Consider the following 22,267-nt stretch of genomic DNA (forward strand, 5'->3'; position numbering starts at 1 on the left):
GCGGCCGGGCGTCAGACCACGGCGCCCTCGTGCTCGGGCTGCTGCGGGGTGCCGGCCCCGACCGTGGCCGGAGTGCCGGCCGGCCGGGCCACCGCGCGCCACCAGGGCTGGAACTCCGGCGCGTCGGCGGGTTCGAAGGGCTCGCCCGGACGCGGCGTGGCCACGGTCCAGCCGGCCGCCGCCGCGGCGGCCAGGGTGCGCTCCACCGGCTCCTCCCACGCGTGCGGGGCGAGGTCGAAGGTGGCCCAGTGGATCGGCAGCATCAGCGCGTCGCCGCCCAGGTCGCCGTGGGCGCGGACGCCCTCCTCCGGGGTCATGTGCACCTCGGGCCAGAACTCGCTGTAGGCGCCGACCTGGATCATCGTCACGTCGAACGGGCCGTGGCTCGCGCCGATCTCGGCGAAGCCCGGGAAGTAGCCGGTGTCGCCGCTGTGGAACAGCCGGTGGTCGTCACCGGCCACCACCCAGGACGCCCAGAGCTGGTGGGTGCTGGTACGCGGCCCCCGGCTGCAGTAGTGCCGGGCCGGGGTCGCGGTCAGCGTCAGCCCGGCCACCCGCGCCGACTCGTGCCAGTCCAGCTCCACGATCCGGTCGGCCGGGACGCCCCAGTGCTCCAGGTGCGCGCCCACGCCCAGCGGCACCGCGAAGTCGGCCCCGGAGCCGGTCAGGGCACGGATGGCGGCCATGTCCAGGTGGTCGTAGTGGTCGTGGGAGACCACCACCAGGTCCACCGGGCCGAGTTCGGTCAGCGAGATCGGGGCGGGGTGCAGCCGGCCCGGCCCGAGCCAGCCCGGGAAGGGCGAGCAGCGCTCGCCCCAGACCGGGTCGAACAGCACCCGGCGGCCCTGCATCTCGGCGAGCACGGTCGCGTGGCCCAGCCAGGTCAGCCGCAGGCCGTCGGCCGGCGGCACGGCCAGCTCCGCGGCGCTGAGCGGGTGCACCGGGATCGCGGCGGCGGGGCGGGAGCGCTTGGTCCTGGTCTTCTCGACCGCGGCGCGCAGCATGCCGGGAAAGGCCCCGGGGACGAGCCGTGTGGTGGGTACCGGGTTGCGGAAGGACCCGTCGACGAACTGCGGCGAGGCGAGGATGCGGGCCAGCCGTTCCCCGCCGGGCTCGGCGCCGAAGGCGTCGGGCCGCAGCGCTGCGACGGGGTTCCACGGGCGGGAGCCGGGCACGGCGCCTCCTTGAACGGCGTTCGCTGAAGTCCTGGGCAGCGTACCCGGGTGCGGAGCGCCGGGCCCGGCAGTTCTTCTCATGTTCCGGTGGAACGGTGCCGGTCGGTTCAGGCGTAGAACCGGGTGATCGTCTCGGCGACGCAGTGCGGCTTCCCGCCGTCCCGCCCCGCGATGGTGACCCGGACCACGGCCTGGATCCCGCCGGTGACCTCGGTGGCGGACACCAGTTCGGCCGTCCCCCGTACGGAGGACCCGACCGGGACCGGCGCCGGGAAGCGCACCTTGTCGGAGCCGTAGTTGACGGCCATCCGGATGCCCTCGACGGAGTAGCACTCCTTCGCCAGCACCGGGATGAGCGACAGCGTCAGGTAGCCGTGGGCGATGGTGGTGCCGAAGGGCCCCTCCTTGGCCCGCTCGGGGTCGACGTGGATCCACTGGTGGTCGCCCGTGGCCTCGGCGAACAGGTCCACCCGGGCCTGGTCGATCTCGTGCCACTCGCTGCTGCCCAGCTCGGTGCCGACGGCGGCGGTGAACTCGGCGAGGGATGCGAAGGTCTTCATACGGCGGCTCCCGGTGCTGCGGGCTGTGGTGTGGCGGTGCGGTGTGGTGCTGGGGCGTGGCGCTGCAGTGCGGTGCTGTGATGCGGCGCTCCGATGTGGGAGGAGGCTACCGCTACCGGCCGGTCACCTGTCCGCCGGGCCGGGCCGGGCGGCGGCGCCGTCCGAGCCGCGCAGCACGGTGCCCCGGATCAGTTCGGGGACCATGCGCAGCGGACCGTCGGCCAGGCCCGGCCGGACCCGGCCGTGGACCACCACCGACGCGCCGCTGAGCGTCACCGGGTCCAGCTCCTCCACCTGCAGCACCACCACCGATCCCGCCAGGGCCTCGGCCAGCCGGGACCCGGTCGGCGGCGAGATCAGCACCACCCCGGCGTAGTCCAGCGAGAACCGCACCGGGAGCACGTCCGGCAGTGCGTGCCGGGTGAAGACGACCCGGCCCACGGGGATCCGGGTGAGCAGGCGCAGGGCCGCGTCGTCGCTCAGGGACGTGAGGTCGCCATGGGAAGTCATGTGATCGAGTCTGGCTGGCGAGATCCGTGCGGGCTAGGGCACATGGTCCTGGCCGGAGTGGGGAAAGGGGCACTGTGCAGAATCGGGGGGCGTGCGCTGCGAGAGGGCCGTGCGGGCCGGGGGGACCGTGTGGATGAGGGGGCGCGTGCGGCTCAAGGGGTCCGCACGCTCAGCGAAGTCGGAGGGGGAACAGGCAATGGTGGTGCGGTTGCTGCTGCTGGGAGTGGAGTGCCCCCAGGAGCGGGCCTTCATCGGGTCGCTGGGGGCGGCGGAGGGCGCGCGGAGGTTCGGCGAGTCGATAACCGCGGCGCTGTACGACGCGGGCGCCGGACGTACGGCGGTCGCCTCGGCGCCGTCGGACGCGGACGCGAACTCGCTGCTCACCACGGTCAAGGAGGCCGCCGCCGAGGAGAGCGGTCTGCTGCTGGTCTACCTCGGCGGCCAGTTCACCTGGGACGTGCGGCGGCGCCGGGCGGTGCTGGTGACCGCGGACAGCGCCCGCGACAACGCCCATGCGCGCGGCCTGGCCTGGGAGTGGGTGGTCAGCGCGCTGGCGCAACGGGCCAAGGACGGCCGGGGCGAGGCGCTGCTGGTGGTCGACGCGGCCGTCGGCGCCGAGGCCTGGACGGCCTCGCGCGAGGGCGCCGCCTTCGTCGGCGACTCCCCGCTCTGGGGGCGGCTGCGCCCGTACGCGCCGTCGCGCTGGGGGCGGGTCGAGGGGGAGCAGCACGCCGGCGGGCTGTCCCGGCTGCTGGCCGGGGCGCTGGCGGAGGGGCTGCCCGGGCTTCCGGCGGTGCTGGACCCCGTCTCGCTGCACCCGACCCTGGCGGCCCGGGACGAGGCGGCCGCGACCTGGCTCGGCCCGCCGGCGGACTCCCGGCTGCTGCTGCGCAACCGTGCGGTGCTGCGCGGGGCGTTGCGGGGTCCACGAAGTGATCGTTGATTGACGTGAACATTATGTTCAGGCGAAAATCGGCCACAGTCGGGACACAACGACGGTGGAGTAATAGTGTGCTGATTCATCGCCAAGCGGGCAGAACGCGGCGAGGGGGCGTGGATGCGACCAAAGAGTGCAACGTTCGGGTCCGGGGCGGCGGTTGCCGCCGTGGCCGCACTGCTGCTCGCCGGCTGCGCGTCGGCAGGCGGCGTACAGACACTTGACGGCTCACCGGCCGCACCCGTGAGCCCGGCCGCGCCGGGGATGTCGGTGGCTCCCGCCACGCAGGCCGCCGCGGTGCCGTCGAGCACGGTCACCACGGTGATCCTGCGCGTCTACCAGGGCTACTGGACGGCCCAGGAACGGGCGATGGCCAGCGGTCACACCGCCGGCAGCGGACTGGAGACCTATGCCACCGGCGCCGCGCTCAGCGCCGCCTATGCGGCCTCGTTCCAGTTGAGCCAGGCCGGGCTCGGCATGGCCGGAGCGCCGCACAACAACCCGTCGGTGACCGCGATCGGCCCCACGCCGGGCCAGCCGAGCGGGCAGACCGCGAGGATCCAGGACTGCCTGGACGTCTCCGGCTGGCACCAGGTGAATCTGAGGACAGGTCAGCGGCAGGACCCGGCGAGGGGCCTCACCCGCTACCGGGTGCAGGCCACGGCCCGCACCGTGGGCGGGATCTGGATGGTCTCCGAAGTGCGTACGGAGGTGGGGCAGTCATGTTGACGACGGGTCGGCGGGCAGCCGGGTGGCTGACCGCGCTACTGCTGGTGCTCGGGGTGGCCACCGCGCCACTGTGGGCGGGGGCGCAGGCGAGGGCGGCGGACCCACCGGTGGGTCCGTGCGTCAACACCTACGTCTGTGTCGGCGCCAGCGCGCCGGCCTCGCCCGGCAGCACCCAGGGCGGTGGAGGCAACGGTGGCGGCGGTGGGAGCCAGACATGCCAGTGGAAGGGGCAGACCGTGCCCTGCACCACCGACTTCGGCACCTTCGACTCCGCCGACGGCTGCTACTACGCACCCGCGCAGCCGCAGCCCCCGGCCGGCGACCTGGCCTGGCAGGGCCACCAGCCCGGGGACGGCATGATCTACGTGCAGACCTGCCCGCTGACCGGCGGCGGCGGCCGGGCGGACGTGTGGATGGCGGCGGGACCGGCCGCGCCGGTGATGACGCCCGGCGCGCTTGCCCTGGTGGCCGCGAACAAGATTCCGCTCGGGAACACCACCGTGCGCACCGCCCCGAACACGGCTGGCAGTAACGGTGCGGCCACCACCGCCCTGGTCGGCGCGCCGGTTTGGCTGTGGGTTGACCAAGGCCTGGACCGCACAACAGGGAAGTACCTGTTCGAGGATGCGGCCCACAAACAGTCGGCGACGGCGAGCGTGCCCGGTCTCTCGGTGACCGCCCAGGCCTGGGTCAAATCGGTCACCTGGGACATGGGCGACGGCCTCGGGATCGCGCCGATCTGCACCCCGCCGGGCACCGCGTACCAGCCGTCCGACGGCGGGGCGGCCTCACCGGACTGCAGCTACGTGTACGCGAAGCCCTCGATCGGCCAGCCGGGCCAGCAGTACGTCATCAGCGCGACGGTGACCTGGACCGTCACCTGGAGTGCGAGCACCGGTGCCACCGGCGCCTTCGACATGCCGGCCCTGCCCGCTCACACCGAGGCCCTGGGGGTCTCCGAGGTGCAGGTCTTGAACTGAGCACAGTGCGAACTATGCGCAGCCGTAACTCCGTTACCAAGAGCACGAATTGAGTGTTTGTCCGTTGTCCCGACCTGTTCCGATCGTTACCGACCGAGAGGCGAGTGCACGGTGGAATCCCCCACAGGGCCGCTGACCACGACCCGCCCACCCGTCGGCGCGGGCGCTGCTCCGCACCGGATGGGCGCCGCTCGGCGACGCCGACCCGCCGTCCTGGCCCTGGCCGTCGCCCTGGTCGCGGCCGGGGGCCTGGGCGGTGCCGCCCTCTACAACACGACCGGCAAGCGGGTCGCCGTCATCGCCCTGGCCCGTAACGTCCCGGCCGGGCAGACCCTCACCAGCGACGACCTGGCCGAGGCCAGGATCTCGCTGGACCCGGCGCTGAAGCCGCTCTCGGTGGACAGCAGGGTGGTCGGGATGCGGGCCACCACCGACCTCAAGGTCGGCACCCTGCTCACCGGAGCGGACCTCACCGATGCTCCGCTGGTGCAGGCCGGGCAGCAGGTGGTGGGCATCGCCGCCAAGCACACCCAACTGCCCGCGGTGCGGCTGCAACCGGGCACCTCCGTGGTGCTGGTGGCCACCCCGTCGGCCTCCGGCAACGGTGGCGGCGGGGCTCCCGCGCCCGGCACGCTCACGGCGCTGACGGTCACCGTCGTCGACGTCGGCGCGCCGGACAGCGACGGCACCGTCGTGGTGGACGTCGCCGTCCCGGCGGCGCAGGGCGCGGCGGTGGCGGATCTGGCCGCCGGCGGCAGGTTCGCGCTGGTGCTGGCTGCGAAGGGGGGCGGCTGATGGCGGTCGTCACGATCAGCGGCGGCCCCGGCGCCCCGGGCGCGACCAGTACCGCGCTGGCGCTGCTGCTGGCCTGGCCGCTGGAGGAGGACCGCCGGGTACTGCTGCTGGAGTGCGACCCGGACGGCGGTGCGGTGCTCGCGGGCGCGCTGGAGGGCCGGGTGGAGGCCGGCTACGGACTGCGGCACCTGGCCGTCGCCGACCGCAGGGGCCGGCTCGCCGAGACGCTCTGGGCCCAGCTGGTGGACGTCTCGCCGAAGGGCACCGGTGACCGGCTGCTGCTGCCCGGGCTCACCGATCCGGCGCAGTCGGCCGGCCTCGCCTACACCTGGGAGCCGCTGGCGGCCGCCTGCCAGGACCTGGACGCCCACGGCTGCGACGTGCTGATCGACCTCGGCCGCAGCGGGGCCCACGGGCCCTCGGCCGCGCTGGCCCGCCGGGCCGACGCGGCGCTGGTGGTGGTCCGCTCCACGCTGCGCGGGGTGAGCGGGGCACGTCCGCGCATCGCCGCGCTGGGCGCCGACCTGGACGCGGAGGGGACCGGTGCGGACGCGCTGCGGGTGGTGCTGGTGCAGGAGGGGCCGTACTCGCCGAGCGAGGTCAGCCGGGCGCTGGGCGGTGTGCCGGTGCTGGGCCTGCTGCCGTACGAGCCGCGCAGCGCCCGGGTGCTGTCGGACGGGGGTGACAGCGCGGACCGGCGCTTCGTCCGCTCCGGGCTGATGCGCGGGGCGCGGACCACGGCGGACGAGGTCCGGCTGCTCACCGCCCGGCGGCGGCTGCGGCTCGGAGCCGCGCGACCGGCCGTCGACGGGCGGCCCGGCGCGCCGGGGACCGTGGCGCAGCCGGGGGCACCTGGCGTGCCGCCGGCGCCGCCACCGATGCCGCCGATGGCGCCACCGGGTGTGGGGGCCGTGCCGGGTGCGGGTGCGCCGCTGGCGGGCTTCGCGCCGAGGCCCGCCGCGCCGGAGGCCTTCCGGCCGCAGACCGGGGGACCGGGACAGGAGGTGGCCCGTGCACGCTGACGGTGCGGGGGTGCGCCGTGGCTAGCTATGGCGCGGGCAACGGCGTGGTGGGGAACGGCGTGGCGGGCAACGGCCTGCCCCACCACGGGATCGCGGGCAACAGGACGGCGGGCAACGGGATCGCGGGCAACGGAACGGTCGGCAGCGGCATGGTGGGCAACGGAGTCGCCGTTCCGGGGGCCACCCTGGCGGCGGACGCGCAGGTGGCGCGGGTACTGAAGCGGCAGGTTGCCGCCGAGCTGCACGAGCAGCTGGCGCTGCTGGACGACCAGCGCGGCACGGCCACCGACCCGGCCACCCGGCGCCAGCGCGGGCGGGCGCTGATCGAGGACGCGGTCGCGCGCTGGTCGGACGCCTACGCGCTGACGCACGGTGCGCCGCCGACCCGGGAGCAGGACCGGACGCTCGCCGAGGCCGTCTACGACCTGCTGTTCCGGGCGGGCCGGCTGCAGCCGTACCTGGACGACCCGGAGATCGAGAACATCCTGGTCAACGGCTGCGACGACGTCTGGATCTCCCGGGCGCACCAGCCGCTGCGCCAGGTGCCGCCGATCGCCGACAGCGACGAGGAACTCGTCGAGCTGCTGCAGGACCTGGCGCGCCGTCACGGCGGCGGCGAGCGCAGCCTGTCCACCGCCAGCCCCACCCTGGCGCTGCGGCTGGAGGGCGGGATGCGGCTGCAGGCGCTGACCGGGGTCACCCCGCGTCCGTACGTCGCCATCCGGCGACACCGGGTGGCCAGCGCCACCCTGGGCGACCTGGTCGCCCTCGGCACGGTCGACAGCACCCTGGCGGCCTTTCTGGCCGCCACGATCCGGGCCCGCAAGAACGTCATGATCACCGGCACCCAGGGCGTCGGCAAGACCAGCCTGCTGCGTGCCATGGCCGGGGAGATACCGCAGGACGAGCGGGTCGGGACGCTGGAGTCCGAGTACGAGCTGTGGCTGCACACCCTGGGCCATCTGCGCCAGGTGGTCCCGATGGAGGCCCGCGAGGGCAACGGCGAACGGGTCGACGGGCGCTCGGCCGGTGAGCTGACGATCGGTGAGCTGATCCCCGCCGCGCTGCGGATGACGCTCACCCGGATCATCGTCGGCGAGGTCCGCTCCGCCGAGGTGGTGCCCATGCTCCGGGTGATGACCAACGGCGAGGGCGGCTCGATGTGCACCCTGCACGCCCGTACCCCGCACATGGTGGTCGACCGGATCGCCGAACTCTGCCTGGAGTACGGCGCGCAGATGACCGACGCCCTGGCCTACCGGCTCACCGCCAACGCCCTGGACTTCGTGGTGCACGTGACCATGCTCGACGAGACCGCCGTCGGCGGCCGCAGGCACCGCTTCGTCTCCCATGTGCTGGAGGTCGTCGGGATGGGCGAGAGCGGCCGCCCGGCCCTCAACACCGTGTTCGGCCCCTCCGGCGACGAGCCCAGGGCGGTGCCGCAGACCCCGCCCGCCTGCCTGGACGACCTGCGCCGGGTCGGCTTCGACGCCCGGCTGCTGGGATCCCCGCAGGGCTCCTGGACCGGGCCGCTGGACCTGCGGGTGCGCGCCTCCGGAGGTGCCTGGTGAACGGCTTCCCCTACCTGGTCAGTTACGTCCTGGTCGGCGTGGCGGTGGTCGGCGGACTGGTCGCCCTGGTGGTGTTCTGGCGCGGCACCGAGCTCCCCGAGGAGACCGTGGCCGCCGCCCCCCGGCGCACCGAGCGCCTGGTCGCCGGGATGCGACGGCGCCGGCTGCAGGGCGGTCTCGCGCTGACCGGGGCGGCCGCCGCCTGGCTGATCACCGGGATCCCGCTGAGCGCCCTGCTGGTGCCCGCGATCGTCTTCGCGGTGCCGTGGCTGCTGGACTCCACCCGCGCCCACACCGGCAGGATCGAGCGCCTCGAAGCCCTCGCCGAGTGGACCCAGCGGCTCGCCGACGTGCTGCTGCTCGGCGTCGGGCTGGAACAGGCGATCATCACCAGCCGGCGCACCGCCCCGGCCGCGCTGGAGCGCGGCATCACCGACCTGGCCGGCCGGCTGCAGTCGCGCTGGAGCCCGGCCGACGCGCTGCGTGCCTTCGCCGACGAGTTCGACGACGCCACCGCCGACAAGGTGATCGCCGCCCTGCTGCTGCGCGCCGCCGACCGGGGGCCAGGACTGGCCGGGGCGCTGGCCGACCTGGCCGAGTCGGTCCGCGAGGAGGTACGCCAGCGGCGCGCCATCGAGGCGGACCGGGCCAAGCACCGGGCCACCGTGCGCTGGCTGGTCGTCATCATCCTCGGCGTGGTGGCCTTCGGCTCGCTCAACCGCTCCTACACCGCCCCCTACAGCACCGGTCTGGGGCAACTGGTGCTGGCGCTGGTCGCGCTGGCGTTCTTCGCCGTCGTCTGGTGGATGCGCAACCTGGCCAGCCACAAACCCACCCCGCGCTTCCTGGAGGCCGACCGGCGCAGCCGCACCGGGCGCGCCCCCCTCCCCGCGCCGCCCGAGGACGCCGACGCCCCGGCGTCCGCGACCCCGTCGAAGACCGAGGTGCGCTGATGCTGACCTGGCTGATGCTCGCCGGAGCCGTGATCGGCGTGGGCCTGGCCCTGCTCGCGGCCGAGCTGCGGCCCGCGCCGCCGGAGCTGGGCTCGGCCCTGGACCGGCTGCACCGCGACCCGACCCCCGGGGGCCGGGCCCGCGCCGCCGACCCCGACCTCGGCGAACGCCTCGGCGCCCGGCTGGTCGGGCTGCCCGGGCTGCGGATCCCGACCCGGGAGCTGGCACTCATCGGGCGTACCCCGGCCCGCTTCATGGCGCACAAGCTGCTGTTCGCCCTGGTCGGGCTGCTGGTGCCGACGTTGCTGCAGTTCCTGGACCTGGTCATGGGCGGCTCGCTGCCGCTGCTGGTCCCGATCGCCGGCGCGCTGCTGCTCGCCGCCGCGTTCTGGTTCGTCCCGGACGCCGTGGTCCGCAGCGAGGCCAAGGACGCCCGGATCGAGTACCTGCACGGCATCGCCGCCTACCTGGAGCTGGTCGCCCTGGAGCGGGCCGCCGACTGCGGCCCGGCCGAGGCACTGCACCGGGCCGCCGGGATCGGCCGGGGCACGGTGTTCCGCCGGATCGCGGACGCGCTGGACCGGGCCGCCCTGGACCGGCTCCCGCCCTGGGACGGGCTCGACGTGCTCGCCGCCGAACTCGCCCTGACGCCGCTTCAGGACCTCGCCGACATCATGCGGATCTCCGGCACCGACGGCGCCGCCGTGTACCGCACCCTCCGGGCCCGGGCCCGCAACCTGCGGGCCGAGCTGCTCACCGACGACCTGGCCCGGGCCAACGTCGACAGCGAGCGGATGGTGGCGCCCGGCTCCGCACTGGTCACCCTGATGACGCTGCTGATCGCCTTTCCCGCCGTCTACCGGATGTTCCAAGGAGGCTGACCGTGCTGATGATCCTCACCATGGCCGCACACCACGTGCGCTACCGCGCGCAACGGGTCACCGTGGCGCGCGAGCAACGCGACCGGGGCGCGCTGAGCATCGAGCTCGCACTGCTGGTGATCGTGCTGATCTTCGCGGCCGGAGTGGTGGTGCTGGCGATCACCAATCTGGTCAAGTCCAAGGCGGGCCAGATCGGCGGAGGGGGCGGCGGGGCCACCGGCGGCACCGCCGGCGCGACGGCGGGGGGCAGCACGGGTGGCACGACGCCTTGACCGCGAAACGCCGGCGCCGCGCGGACGCCGGAACGATGTCGATCAGCCTGGTGATGGTCTTCCCGGCCGTGCTGGCGCTGATCCTGCTCACCGTCCAGGCGGCGCTGTGGTGGTACGACCGTCAGGTCGCGCTCACGGCTGCCCGCGAGGGCGGCGAGGCGGCCCGCGGCTACCAGGCCGCCCCGGGGGCGGGCGCGGCGGCCGCGAACAGCCTGCTGGACCGGGCCGGCGGCGGGCTGACCGACCGCACCGTGCAGATCAACTCGGACGGCGTCACCGTGGTGGTGAAGGTGACGGTGCGCACCCAGTCGCTGCTGCCCTTCGTCCCGGGCATTCTGGTCACCCAGCAGGTCTCCGAGCCGGTCGAGCGCTTCGTCCCGGCGCCGTGACCGGCGGCCGGCACCGGACCGACCGGGCGGATCGGACGGACCGGACGGATCGGACGGATCGGACGGATCGGGGCGGGATCGCGATCGAGGCGGCGATCCTGGTCCCGGTGCTGCTGTTCTTCCTGCTGGTGGTGCTGGCGGCGGGCCGGGTCGAGACCGCCGGGGGCGTGGTGGACGCGGCCGCCCGCGATGCCGCGCGCAGCGCCTCGCTGGCCCGTACCCCGGCGGCCGCGCAGCAGGCGGGGATCCAGGCGGCCGCGGTGACGCTGGCCCAGCAAGGAGTGTCGTGCCAGAGCATCTCGGTGTCGGTGGTCCCCGCCTTCGCGCAGCCCGGCACCACCGGGACGGTGACCGCGACGGTCACCTGCGACGTCCCGCTCTCCGACCTGTCGGTCCCCGGGATGCCCGGGCACGACTCGCTGCGCAGCGCCTTCACCTCCGTCGTCGACCGCTACCGGGCCTGATGACCGGCCGCCGGGACCCGGACCACAACCGGGACGAGGACCACGACCGGGACGAGGACCGCGGCGCCGACCGCGGCGCGATCTCGCTGTTCGTCGCCATCTCCGCGGTGTCGCTGCTGATGCTGGCCGGGCTGGTCATCGACGGCGGCGGACGGCTGCGCGCGATGGAGCGCGCGGACGCGTACGCGCAGGAGGCCGCCCGGGCCGGCGGCCAGGAGGTCGACCAGGCCCAACTGCTGCAGGGGAAGGGCTTCGCACTCGACCCGGCCAAGGCCAAGGCAGGCGCCGAGGCGTACCTGGGCGGCCAGAACGTGGGCGGGGTCGCCACGGCGACCGCCACCACGGTGACCGTCACCGTCACCATCCCGTACCACACCGCCCTGCTCGGCCTGATCGGCATCGACACCATCACCGTCACCGGCGTCGGCGTGGCCCGGATAGTGCCGGGCATCGACGCGCCGATCGTCACCACCGGGTAAGCGGAACGACCAGTACCGGAACCATCCAGAGGGAGTACGTCCCATGCTGCGCACCCTCGGCCGAGGCACGGCGGCGCTGACCGCGCTGCTGCTCCTGCTCGTCGGCCTGCCCGCACTGCTGACGGTGGGGACGCTCGCGGTCACCGGACAGGCACTGCCGCAGAACCTGAGCGTCGTCGACATGCTGACCCGGCCCGACGACGGGAACCTGTTCCTGTGGGCGCTGGTCGTGGTGGGCTGGGGTGCCTGGCTGTGCTTCGCCGTCTCCGTGCTGATGGAGGTGCCCGCGCAGCTGCGCGGCCGCACGGTGCGACGGGTACCGGCGCTGGGCTGGAGCCAGCGGATGGCGGGCGGCCTGGTCGGCGCGGTGCTCGCGCTGCTGCCGACGGCCGGCGCGGCCCTGGCGGTCACCCCCACCGCCGCCACCGTCGCGGCCCACACGCCGGTCGCCGCCGCGCCGGTACGGGCAGGACTCGGGACGGTGGCCCGGACCGGCACGGCGGCGGTGGCGGCGGTTCCGGCGAAGCCGCAGCAGCCGAGATACACGGTGCGGGACCAGCGGCCGGCCGAGAGCCTGTGGAGCATCGCCGAGAAGGAGCTCGGCTCCGGCGCGCGCTGGAAGGAGATCGCCCGGATCAACCAGGGCCGTCCGATGGACGCCGGGGGCACCCGCTTCGACGAGGACCGGCCGATCCAGCCGGGCTGGGTCCTGCTGCTGCCCGCTGACGCGGCGTCGGCTACCGCGGTGGGCCCTGCGGCTGCAGGCGCGAGTGCGGGCGCGGGCGCGGGTGGGGACGCGACGGTGGTGGTCGCGCCCGGGGACACGCTGTCGGGCATCGCCCAGCGGGACCTCGGCGACGCGGCGAAGTGGCCCGCTGTGTTCGAGGCGAACAAGGGAGTGGAGGCCCCCGACGGGGTGCGCCTGGACAACCCGGACCTGATCGAACCGGGAATGGTGCTCACCCTCCCCGGCACAGCCCCCCACCGGGGCGCCGTCCCGGGCACACCCCCAGCCGGCAACCCGCGCACCGGCCCCACCGCGGGCCCCGGCCCCAGCGCGGGCCCCGGCCCCGGTGCGGGCGCAGGCGCCGGCAGCGCGCCCTCGGGCGGGGGCGGCGGCGCCTCGCCCGGTGCGGGAGCGGGAGCCGGTACGGGCGCAGGAGGGGGCGGCGGGGCGTCGCCCGGTGCGGGAGCGAGTGCCGGTACGGGCGCGGGTAGTGGGGCGGGTGCGGGCGCGTCACCCGGTGCGGGCGCAGGCGCCGGGGGTGGGAGACCGTCGGGGGTGGCGTCGTCCGGGGCGGGGGCTCGGGGTGGGGGCGGCTCGTCGGGGGTGGTCGGCGGAGGGGGCGTGACCTCGTCCGCGGGGGCGACGGCGCCGCACGTCGGTGCGGGCGGGGGCGGTGCGGGGTCTGGCTCGCCCTCACCCTCGCCCTCGACGACCGGGGTTTCCCCGGCGAGCGGGACGCCGGTCGCGCGGAGCGATTCCTCGTCCGTCCCCGGGGAACTGCTGCTCGGCGGGAGCGCGTTGCTCGCGGCGGTACTGCTCGGTGCGCTGCGCCGCCGGATCCGGCGCGCTCCGGCGCGCCGCAGAGCTGTGGCGGCGCTCACCGGTACGACAGGCGCTGAGCGACAGGAACGCGACCTGGAGGCGGCGCTCACGGCCCGTCAGGACGCCCTCGGGCTCGACCTGCTCGACCGCGCCCTGCGCACCCTCGCCCGTACCGCGCAGCGGGAGGGCCGCCGGCTGCCCGCTCTCACCGCCGTCCGGATCACCCCCTCGCACACCGTCGAGCTGCACCTCTCCGCGCCGGGCGTGCCCATCGCGCCGTTCCGCGCCGCGCACGCCTCCACGGTGTGGTGGTGCACGCCCGACGCCGAGCAGCTTCTCGACGCGGGCAGCGCCGGGTCCGTCCCGGCGCCGTTTCCGGCCCTGGTCAGCCTGGGCACCTCGGTCGACGGCAGCACCGTGCTGGTCGATCTGGAGGCGGTGCGGTTGCTGCACCTGTCCGGGCCGCCCGGCGAGGTGGCCGAGGTGCTGCGCACCCTCGCCCTGGAGCTCGCCTTCACCCCGCTCGCGGACCACATCACCGTCCACACGGTGGGTGTGGCCCAGGAGTTGGAGGAGGCGTCGGAGGGCCGGCTGCGGTCGCATCCGACCCTGGAGGCGGCCGTCGCGCAGGTGGCCGCCCGGGACCAGGCCGTGCGTCTGGCGCTGCAGGACGCGGCGGCCGGTACGCCGAGGGAGGCCAGGGGCCGGGGGGTGGCGAGCGAGTCGTGGGCGCCGGAGATCGTGCTGTGCGCGAGTGCGCCGAGCGGCGGAACCCCCGAGGCGCTGGGCCGGTTGCTGGACGCGTCACCGCGCGGCAGCGTCGCCGTCGTGGTCGCCGCGCCCCCGCCGGGGGCGGGTCCGGTCGCCCGCTGGACGCTGGCGGTCCGGGGCGTCACCGACCTGCCGGGGCTGGACATGAGCCTGGAGCTGCAACGGCTGGGCTCCCGCGAGTACCAGGAATGGCTGGAACTCATGGGCATCGGCGCGGAGGCAGAGTACGAGACCGCCCCCACCGCACCGGCCCCGTCAGCACCGCACCCCGCAACCCCCCACCCCGCAACTCCCCACCTCACAACCCCCCACCCCACGGCACCGGACCCCACCACCGACCCGTACGGTGACCCCGACCCGTCCGCCCCCGGCACGCCCCCCGGCGGGGTGTCCGCCCCCGGCACCTTCTCCCGCCTCGCGATCGACCCCACCACGGCTCCCGGCCGCCGGTCCACCCCCGATCCGGCCCCCGGCAGCGCTGCTGCCCCCGGCCGTTCGGCCGCCGCCGGAGCGTCTGACCCCGGTCCCGCCTCGGGCCCCGCCCGGGGCCGCGCAAGCGCCATCCCGGCGGGCGACCCCGCGCCGGTCCTCGACCCCTGGGGCTCCGCCCCACCCCACTCCGACGACGTCGAGTCCGCGCACGAGCTGACGCTGCGTCGCCTCCGTGCCGGCGACCACCAGGCCGCCGAGGCCGCCGCCTTCGCGGGTCTCGGCGGCGCGCCCGGCGCCGAACTCCTGCACCGCGATCTGCTCTGCGTCTACGCCGACGCGGGCGCGCTCGACCAGCTGCACAAAGCCGTCTCCCGCCTGGAGCAACTCCCGTCCAGCACCGGCCGTCCGCTGGAGCCGGAGACCCGCGCGCTGCTGGCCGAGCTGCGGGGGGCGGTCGAGTCGGTCTGACCCCGACGGTAGGGTGTCGCAGCAGGATCGTGGGCATGGGTACGGCTGTGACGTGCCGGACGGGGGTGGCGTGGTGACGACGGGCGAGACGGTTCCCCTGGGCGATGGCCTGCGCGGGCGGGTACTGGTGATCGAGGGCGGCAGCGGTCAGCGGTCGCGCCGCTTCCCGCCGCGACCGGGCCGTCCCGCACCGGAACTGTCGGCGATACTGGCGGCGATAGCCCCGCAGGTGCTGCTCGCCGCGCAGGCGGTGGACACCGTGCACCTGCCGGCCGCGATGTCGGCGACCAGCATCCTGGCCCATCTGCGTTCCGCCGTACGGCATCCGGGGCCGCTGCTGGTGCACCTCGGCGGCCACCTGGTCCGGGACCGCCGCACCGGCGCGGCCCAACTCGACCTGGGCGACTCACTGCTGCCGTGGCAGACGCTCGCGGACGAACTGCGGCTGCGACCCACCGAGACCACCACGCTGCTGGTCGCCGACCTCAGCGCCGACGAGGCCGTGCTGCCGCCGCTGCGGGTGATTCCGTCGCCGCTGGGCGCAGGGCTGCCGCTGTGGGCGGCGGTCAACCCGGACCCGCAGCAGGTGGGCACCTTCACCCGGGCGCTGGTCGAGGCGCTGCACGGCGGACGTCCCGGCGCCGGGCAGGCGCTGACGCCGGAACAGCTGCACCAGCAGGTCCACTCGGTGCTGCGCCCGGAGGTGCTGCTGGTGATCACCCACGGGCCCGGCTGGGAGATGTTCCGCAACACGGCCCGCCGTCCCGGCCAGGACGCGTCGACGCTGCAGATGCCGCTGCCGCCGGAGGAGCTCCCGGGCCCCCCGGAGAGCCATGCCGTGGCTTTCGAGGTCCTTCCGTTCGACACGCCGCCGCTGCCACCCCACGCGCCGACCGCCCATCTGGTCGATGTCGCCGACTACCAGCAGGCCATCGCCGTCATCGTCGCCGCCGCCGACAACGGGGAGCACGCCCGGGCCGAGGCCTTCGCCCGCGAGCTGGAGCAGGAGGCGCTGGACGCGCACGGCCCGGACGCCGAACTGTCGCTGCAGGTCCGCCAGGTGCGGGCGCACGTGTCCCGGCTGGCCGGCCGCCAGGCCGACGCGGCCGAGCTGTACCGGGCGGTCGCGCTGAGCCTGCTCGCGGCACGCGGTGCCGACGACCCCGAGACCCGCCAGGCCGCGGCCAACGCCGAGGCCTGCTGGCGGGCCGTCGAGGACGACGCCGACGCCCGCCGGCTGGGGCCCGACCTGCTCGACCTCCGTCAGAGCGTTCCCGACGAGAGGCGCCTGAGGGCCGTGCTGAGGCACCTCGCCCGCCTGAACGGGACGCTGGTCCCCAGCCCGGCCTCCGCCGCGCTGGACTGAACCACTGCGCTGGACTGAACCACTGCGCTGGACTGAACACTGCGCTGGACTGAACTACCGGGCGGACTGACTACCGGGCGGACTGACTACCAGGCGGACTGTGTGTAGTCCTTGAGGAAGACGCCGTAGAGGTCCTCGCCCTGCTCGCCGCGCACGATCGGGTCGTAGACCCGGGCCGCGCCGTCGACCAGGTCGAGCGGGGCGTGGAAGCCCTCGTCGGCGAGCCGCATCTTGTCCGGGTGCGGACGCTCGTCGGTGATCCAGCCGGTGTCCACGGCGGTCATCAGGATCCCGTCCTGGTCCAGCATCTCCTGCGCACTGGTGCGGGTCAGCATGTTCAGCGCGGCCTTGGCCATGTTGGTGTGCGGGTGGCCGGGGCCCTTGTAGCCGCGGCTGAACTGGCCCTCCATCGCGGACACGTTCACCACGTACTTGCGGCGGGCGGCCGAGGCCGCCATGGCCGGGCGCAGCCGGCTGACCAGGATGAACGGCGCGGTGACATTGCAGAGCTGGACTTCGAGCAGCTCGATCGGGTCGACCTCGTCGACCTTCTGGCTCCAGCTGTTCACCGGGTCCAGGTCCGGGACCAGTCCGCCCGCGTCGATCGCGGTGCCCGCCTCGACCAGCGCCGGTGCGGCTGAGCCGCTGGTCAGCGCCAGCGCCGTGAGCGCCTGCGCGCTGAGGGAGCCACGCTCGCCGCGCGACTGGCTGGGCAGCGCGGGCTGGCGGCTCAGGTCGAACCCGCCGAGCACCACGGCCTCCGGCAGCTCCCCGGCGGGCAGCGGCGCGTCCTCGGCGGTGATCAGCTCGGCGTAGGCCTGCGCGGAGCGGCGCACGGTCTGGGCGGCGTTGTTGATCAGGATGTCCAGCGGGCCCTGCGCGGCCACCGAGTCGGCCAGCGCGATGACCTGCGAGGGATCGCGCAGGTCGATGCCGACGATGCGGAGCCGGTGCAGCCACTCCGCGCTGTCCGGCATCGCGGTGAAACGGCGGATGGCGTCGTTGGGGAACCGGGTGGTGATGGTGGTGTGGGCACCGTCGCGCAGCAGTCGCAGCGCGATGTACATGCCGATCTTCGCCCGGCCACCGGTGAGCAGCGCCCGCTTGCCGGAGAGATCGGTACGGGCGTCACGCCGGGCCCGGTTCTCGTGGGCGCAGGGCTGGCACAGCTGGTGGTAGAAGGCGTCCACCTCGACATAGCGGGTCTTGCAGACGTAGCAGGAGCGGGGACGCTCCAGCACCCCGGCGATCGGGCCGCTGGTGGTGGCGGTGAGCTGCAGACCCTGCGTCTCGTCGTCGATACGGTCGGCCGCGCCGGTCGCGGTGGCCTCGGTCACGGCCCGGTCGTTGGCCGTCTTCGAGGCCCGGCGCTCCTGGCGGCGACGCTGCTTCACGGTCCGGTACAGACCGGCCGTGGCACGGCGTACGGCGATGGCGTCCGGGTGGTCGACCGGCAGCTCGTCGAGCTCGGCCAGCACTGACAGTGCCAGCTCCAGCCGCTGCGGGTCGATCCCGCCGACGTACTCCTCCGCGTCGCCCTCGACCGACATGCCGTCCATCTCGTCGGCCGGGGTATCGATCAGGGTCGTGCCGCCGCCATCAGGTCCTACGCTCATCACACCTGCGCTCATCACAGACAAACTCCTCGGGTTCCAGCCCTCGACTCTAGCCGGGTGCGGACCCGGACGTGGAGCGGTGTGAGCTGCGCGACGCCACCCGGTCGGCGGCGCCCACCGCGCGGGGGAGGCCGGAGCGGACCAGACTCGAGTCATGGCGACTTCTGAGATGGCTTCGTTCAAGGTGAACCGGCGACTGCTCACGGCCGGCGCGGTACTCACCGGGGTGGGAGCGCTGCTCACCATGCTCGGTACGGCGATCGCGGGTACGGCGCTGGCCAGTGCCGGCCGGGGCTGGGTCCAGCAGCTGGAGACCCCGCCCAGCGAGCTCGCCACCCGCGCGCTGCGCCAGGCCAAGAGCGCTTCGCGGGCCGGCGTCGACGCGTGGCGCGCGCAGGCGCAGTGAGCTGACGCCGACCGCACGGGGCCCGACCGCACGGGGCCCGGCGGCCGGTGCCGCGCGGCCGGGCGCGGGGGCACGGGCTAGGCTGCACGGTGTGCCGCTTGCCATGACCGCCGACGGGGTCCGTATCGCCTACCAGCCCCGGGGCGGGGGCCCGGCCGGGCCCACCCCGCTGCTGCTGCTCTCCGGGCAGTCGAACAGCCACCGCTGGTGGGACCGGGTCCGCGACGACTTCGAGGCCACCCGGCGCACCGTCACCCTGGACTACCGGGGCACCGGCGACAGCGACAAGCCCGACGAGGCGTACAGCACCGAGGGCTTCGCCGAGGACGTCATCGCGGTGCTGGACCACCTCGGCGTGGAGCGGGCCGACGTCTACGGGACGTCCATGGGCGGCAGGGTCGCCCAGTGGGTGGCCGCCCGCCACCCGGGGCGGGTCCGCGCGCTGGTGCTGGGCTGCACCTCGCCCGGCGGTCCGCATGCCTTCGAGCGCGGCAACGACATCCGGATGGCGCTGGCCGGACCGGACCCGGCCGTCGCCCGGCAGACGCTGCTCGACCTGATGTACACCCCCCGCTGGCAGGCCGCCCACGAGGGGCCGTTCAACACCCTCGGCGACCCGGCGATGCCGCCCTACGCCCGGCGCAGGCACCTGGTGGCCAGCAACCGGCACGACGCCTGGGACGTGCTGCCGGGGATCACCGCGCCCACCCTGGTCCTGCACGGTGACGACGACCGGTTCAACCCCACCGCCAACGCGGCGCTGATCGCCGGCCGGATCCCCGGCGCCCGGCTGCGGCTGATCCCCGGCGCGCGGCACGCCTACTTCGAGGAGTTCCGCGCCCTCGCCGGACCGCTGGTGCTGGACTTCCTCGACTCGCCGGACTTCCTCGACCCGTCCGTGTCCGCGTCCGCTCTCAGCTGACACCCTTCGCCCACGGCGGACACAGGTTCCCGGGGCGGGCCCCGGCCCTGACACTCGATCACATGAGACTACTGGTGATCGGCGGAACGGTGTTCCTGGGACAGGCCTTCGTCCGCGAGGCCGCGGCGCGCGGGTGGGAGGTGACCACCTTCAACCGGGGCGAGTCCGGCGTGGACGAGCCCGGGGTCACCGTGGTGCGCGGCGACCGCGAGCGGCCCGAGGACCTGGCCGGGCTGGCCGCGCACGGCCCCTGGGACGCCGTCGTCGACGTCTGCGGCTACACCCCGCGCGTGGTCGGCGCCTCGGTCGCCGCGCTGGCCGGGTCGGCCGACAGCTACCTGTACATCTCCTCGATCAACGCCTACCCGGGTTTCCCGGCCGTCCCGGTGGACGAGACCTCGCCCCGCCACGAGTGCGCCCCCGACGCCGGAACCGAGGACGGCGACTACGGCACGCTCAAGGTGGGCTGCGAGCGGGCGGTGACCGAGGGCTTCCCCGGTCGGGCGCTGGTGATCCAGCCGGGGCTGATCATGGGACCCGGCGACCGGGCCCGACGGCTGGCCTGGTGGCTGGAGCGGGCCGCGCGGGGAGGCCGGATGCTCGCCCCGGGTTCGCCGGACCGGGTGATGCAGCTGATCGACTCCCGCGACATCGCGGCCTTCGGCCTGGACCGGATCGTGGCCGGGGACGCCGGCACGTACCTCACCGGCGGCCCGGGGCCGAACACCACCTGGGGCGAGTACCTGGGCACCTGCGTCGAGGCCACCGGCGGGAAGGCGACCCTGGAGTGGGTGGACGACGACCGGTTCCTGCTGGACCAGAAGGTCGATCCGTGGATGGAGCTGCCGCTGTGGTCGCCGCTGAGCGAGGATTTCGCGGCGGTCTGGCAGCACAGCTCGGCCAAGGCCGTGGCTGCGGGGCTGCGGTGCCGACCGGTCACCGAGTCGATCCGCGACACTGCGGAGTGGCTGTTCGCCCCGGGTGGCCTGGAGGAGGCCAACGCCCCCCACCACGCCCCCTCCGAGGGGCGCGGCCTGGCCCCGGACAAGGAACAGGCGATCCTCGCCGCCTGGGCCGCCCGCCCCACGCCTGACCGGCCCCACGCCTGACCGGCCCGGAGCACGGGTGAGGCCGCCCGAGGAGCGGGCTCCCCGCTCCTCGGGCGGTCTCACCGCCGCCGCGCATCGCGGCTAAGTGGTCCGTTCCGGATGTCCTTCGGGGGTTGACTCTGGAGCCGGTGCCGTACGTGGTGCCTGGTCAGATGTCGGTGGTCGTACAGAGCTTCGGCGCAGCCGGTCTCCGCCGCAATGCCCGCCACCCTCGACGCCCCCTCGCGCTCCTCGAACACATGGCGATATCCGGTTCATGGCGATCTGTCGGGTGGTCGGCCCCGGGAACGCAGCAGGCACGGCTTCCAAGATCATGCACTGCCGGTCCCGACCGTTGCAGCGCTGCGGAACTTGACCCTGACGTTGCGTAAGGCCTCACGATGAGCGCATGACCGACTTCTACAACGCATTCGAAATCAGCCCTGTCCCTGCGCCCGCGCTCGACGTGAAGCCGCCTGAGGTCTACCGGGGTATCTACGGCATGCCGATGTTCGTCACCGTGCCGACATCCGACCTGGCGGCATCCGTGGACTTCTGGATCCGCGGGCTCGGCTTCATCGACCTGTTCACGATCCCCGGCCGGCTCACGCACGTTCGGCGGTGGGCGTTCCAGGACGCTCTGCTCGTCCCGGCCGACGGTCCCGCCGAACCCCCCACGGCGAGCATCAGCTTCGCGTGCGTGCTGAGCCAGGTCGACGAGATCGCGCACGCGTGTGCCGCACTGCTGCCCGGGTGCACGAGCGGACCGCGGCAGACCCCGTGGAACACGGTGGAGTTGGAAGTCCTCACGCCGGAGAACGCTCGTGTGATCATGACCGCCGCCCGGCCCGTGGACCCCGACAGCGCCGAGGCACGGAACCTCGAAGCAGTCGGCATCACTGCCCCCAAGGAGTGAAACCCGCCAATGTCAGACTGGAGGGTGTGACAAGCACAGAAATGGACGGGGCCGCGGAACCCGACGGGTTGACGGTCGGGGCCGCGGCCTCGGGCGTGGGAGTTACCGTCCGCACCCTGCACCATTGGGACGCGATCGGGCTCGTCCGCCCGTCCGAGCGGACCACAAGCGGATACAGGCTCTACGCAGCGGCCGACATCGCACGCATCCACCGGGTAATCATCTACCGCGAGCTCGGACTGCCCCTCGACGCCATCGGCGAGCTCCTCGATGCCCCGAAGTTCGATGCGGCCGTGCCTCTGCGGCAGCAGCGCGCCCAACTCCTCGATCGCATCTCCCGTTTGCAGGGAATGGTCCATGCGGTCGATCGCATGATCGAAGCGGCAAGCACCGGCATCCTGCTGTCCGCGGAGGAGCAAGTTGCGATCTTCGGGCAGAACTGGCAGCCGTCATGGGGCGCGGACGCACGTGCCCGGTGGGGCAGCACAGCTCAGTGGGCGCAGTACGCCGAGCGCTCCGCGCACATGACCCCGCAGGACTGGCAGCAGATCGCGGACGACACCACGATGCTCAACAACGACCTGGCGGCGGCCAACCGCGCCGGCGTCACCCCGGGCAGTGCGGAAGCCAACGCCCTCGCGGAGCGACACCGGGCCTCCATCGGCACCTACTTCGACTGCACCCATTCCATGCACGTCTGCCTGGGGAGGAAGCACGCAGCCGATCCCGGCTACGCAGCCCACTACGACGCGATCGAGCCGGGCCTGAGCACCTGGCTCCGCGACATCATCGACGCCAACGCCCGCGCCCGAGGCATCGACCCGGCTGCGGCAGTCTGGGCCTGACGCACCCACGCACCACCGTTCCAGCAGTCCTGGGATATCCCTCGGGCTGGGCCCGGACCGTGTCGGCTCAGCCGGTCAACGCCAGGCGGGGTCGGCGATGCCGCATCGGCAGGCACGGTCTTCCACTCAGAACACGGGCTCCGAGAACTCCATGGAGCCGCCGTGCAGGAA

General features: G+C 74.4%; 23 protein-coding genes. 19 read left to right on the forward strand and 4 right to left on the reverse strand.

Going from position 1 to position 22,267, the window contains the following annotated elements:
• Positions 1-11: 11 nt before the first annotated feature.
• The 3 genes from ABH925_RS20970 to ABH925_RS20980 form a co-directional block, all read right to left on the reverse strand.
• Positions 12-1,175: an MBL fold metallo-hydrolase gene (locus tag ABH925_RS20970; RefSeq protein WP_370150055.1), complete on the reverse strand. Its 1,164-nt coding sequence runs from the start codon at positions 1,173-1,175 to the stop codon at positions 12-14.
• A gap of 107 nt (positions 1,176-1,282) precedes the next feature.
• A complete protein-coding gene (locus ABH925_RS20975) occupies positions 1,283-1,735 on the reverse strand; it encodes a MaoC family dehydratase (protein ID WP_370150057.1) in 453 nt (150 codons plus the stop codon).
• 123 nt (positions 1,736-1,858) lie between these two features.
• A complete protein-coding gene (locus ABH925_RS20980; RefSeq protein WP_370150059.1) occupies positions 1,859-2,245 on the reverse strand; it encodes a pyridoxamine 5'-phosphate oxidase family protein in 387 nt (128 codons plus the stop codon).
• A gap of 196 nt (positions 2,246-2,441) precedes the next feature.
• On the opposite strand from ABH925_RS20980, the gene ABH925_RS20985 reads away from it, so the two are divergent.
• The 14 genes from ABH925_RS20985 to ABH925_RS21050 all read left to right on the forward strand — a co-directional run bounded on the left by ABH925_RS20985 (position 2,442) and on the right by ABH925_RS21050 (position 16,303).
• The gene (locus ABH925_RS20985; protein ID WP_370150061.1) at positions 2,442-3,188 is read left to right on the forward strand and encodes a hypothetical protein; all 747 of its coding nucleotides are present in this window, start codon (positions 2,442-2,444) and stop codon (positions 3,186-3,188) included.
• A gap of 114 nt (positions 3,189-3,302) precedes the next feature.
• Entirely contained in the window at positions 3,303-3,911 is a 609-nt protein-coding gene (locus ABH925_RS20990) for a hypothetical protein (RefSeq protein WP_370150062.1), read from the forward strand.
• Positions 3,905-4,891 carry a hypothetical protein gene (locus ABH925_RS20995; protein ID WP_370150064.1) on the forward strand — a complete coding sequence of 329 codons (987 nt, stop codon included), beginning with the start codon at positions 3,905-3,907 and terminating at the stop codon, positions 4,889-4,891. The genes ABH925_RS20990 and ABH925_RS20995 overlap by 7 nt, the downstream gene beginning before the upstream one ends.
• Before the next feature lie 111 nt (positions 4,892-5,002).
• Positions 5,003-5,686, forward strand: a complete 684-nt coding sequence (locus ABH925_RS21000; protein WP_370150066.1) for an SAF domain-containing protein — start codon at positions 5,003-5,005, stop codon at positions 5,684-5,686.
• Positions 5,686-6,708, forward strand: a complete 1,023-nt coding sequence (locus tag ABH925_RS21005) for a hypothetical protein (protein ID WP_370150069.1) — start codon at positions 5,686-5,688, stop codon at positions 6,706-6,708. Before ABH925_RS21000 ends, ABH925_RS21005 begins: the two co-directional genes overlap by 1 nt.
• Before the next feature lie 17 nt (positions 6,709-6,725).
• Entirely contained in the window at positions 6,726-8,279 is a 1,554-nt protein-coding gene (locus ABH925_RS21010) for a CpaF family protein (RefSeq protein ID WP_370150071.1), read from the forward strand.
• A complete protein-coding gene (locus tag ABH925_RS21015) occupies positions 8,276-9,232 on the forward strand; it encodes a type II secretion system F family protein (protein WP_370150072.1) in 957 nt (318 codons plus the stop codon). The genes ABH925_RS21010 and ABH925_RS21015 overlap by 4 nt, the downstream gene beginning before the upstream one ends.
• Positions 9,232-10,113, forward strand: coding sequence for a hypothetical protein (locus tag ABH925_RS21020; RefSeq protein ID WP_370150073.1), 882 nt, complete (start codon positions 9,232-9,234; stop codon positions 10,111-10,113). Before ABH925_RS21015 ends, ABH925_RS21020 begins: the two co-directional genes overlap by 1 nt.
• Before the next feature lie 2 nt (positions 10,114-10,115).
• Positions 10,116-10,385, forward strand: coding sequence for a hypothetical protein (locus ABH925_RS21025; RefSeq protein ID WP_370150075.1), 270 nt, complete (start codon positions 10,116-10,118; stop codon positions 10,383-10,385).
• Positions 10,382-10,774 (forward strand): TadE family protein, encoded by a 393-nt coding sequence (locus ABH925_RS21030; protein WP_370150077.1) that lies wholly within the window; start codon positions 10,382-10,384, stop codon positions 10,772-10,774. Before ABH925_RS21025 ends, ABH925_RS21030 begins: the two co-directional genes overlap by 4 nt.
• Positions 10,771-11,238, forward strand: a complete 468-nt coding sequence (locus tag ABH925_RS21035) for a TadE/TadG family type IV pilus assembly protein (protein WP_370150078.1) — start codon at positions 10,771-10,773, stop codon at positions 11,236-11,238. The genes ABH925_RS21030 and ABH925_RS21035 overlap by 4 nt, the downstream gene beginning before the upstream one ends.
• Positions 11,238-11,717 carry a pilus assembly protein TadG-related protein gene (locus ABH925_RS21040; RefSeq protein ID WP_370150079.1) on the forward strand — a complete coding sequence of 160 codons (480 nt, stop codon included), beginning with the start codon at positions 11,238-11,240 and terminating at the stop codon, positions 11,715-11,717. Before ABH925_RS21035 ends, ABH925_RS21040 begins: the two co-directional genes overlap by 1 nt.
• A 43-nt stretch (positions 11,718-11,760) precedes the next feature.
• Positions 11,761-14,937: a hypothetical protein gene (locus ABH925_RS21045; protein ID WP_370150080.1), complete on the forward strand. Its 3,177-nt coding sequence runs from the start codon at positions 11,761-11,763 to the stop codon at positions 14,935-14,937.
• 73 nt (positions 14,938-15,010) lie between these two features.
• A complete protein-coding gene (locus ABH925_RS21050; RefSeq protein WP_370150081.1) occupies positions 15,011-16,303 on the forward strand; it encodes a hypothetical protein in 1,293 nt (430 codons plus the stop codon).
• 86 nt (positions 16,304-16,389) lie between these two features.
• On the opposite strand, the gene ABH925_RS21055 is transcribed toward ABH925_RS21050, so the two are convergent.
• Positions 16,390-17,862 (reverse strand): SDR family NAD(P)-dependent oxidoreductase, encoded by a 1,473-nt coding sequence (locus tag ABH925_RS21055; protein ID WP_370150131.1) that lies wholly within the window; start codon positions 17,860-17,862, stop codon positions 16,390-16,392.
• A 211-nt stretch (positions 17,863-18,073) separates the two neighbouring features.
• Between ABH925_RS21055 and ABH925_RS21060 the strand changes: the two genes are divergently transcribed.
• The 5 genes from ABH925_RS21060 to ABH925_RS21080 all read left to right on the forward strand — a co-directional run bounded on the left by ABH925_RS21060 (position 18,074) and on the right by ABH925_RS21080 (position 22,096).
• Positions 18,074-18,325, forward strand: coding sequence for a hypothetical protein (locus ABH925_RS21060; RefSeq protein WP_370150082.1), 252 nt, complete (start codon positions 18,074-18,076; stop codon positions 18,323-18,325).
• 103 nt (positions 18,326-18,428) lie between these two features.
• A complete protein-coding gene (locus tag ABH925_RS21065; RefSeq protein ID WP_370150132.1) occupies positions 18,429-19,247 on the forward strand; it encodes an alpha/beta fold hydrolase in 819 nt (272 codons plus the stop codon).
• Between the two features lie 62 nt (positions 19,248-19,309).
• Entirely contained in the window at positions 19,310-20,356 is a 1,047-nt protein-coding gene (locus ABH925_RS21070) for an NAD-dependent epimerase/dehydratase family protein (protein ID WP_370150083.1), read from the forward strand.
• A 388-nt stretch (positions 20,357-20,744) separates the two neighbouring features.
• Entirely contained in the window at positions 20,745-21,251 is a 507-nt protein-coding gene (locus ABH925_RS21075) for a VOC family protein (RefSeq protein ID WP_370150085.1), read from the forward strand.
• A 41-nt stretch (positions 21,252-21,292) separates the two neighbouring features.
• The gene (locus ABH925_RS21080; protein ID WP_370150086.1) at positions 21,293-22,096 is read left to right on the forward strand and encodes a MerR family transcriptional regulator; all 804 of its coding nucleotides are present in this window, start codon (positions 21,293-21,295) and stop codon (positions 22,094-22,096) included.
• Positions 22,097-22,267: the final 171 nt, after the last annotated feature.

It is taken from the genome of Streptacidiphilus sp. EB129, from assembly GCF_041262645.1.
Taxonomy (GTDB): Bacteria; Actinomycetota; Actinomycetes; order Streptomycetales; family Streptomycetaceae; genus Streptacidiphilus.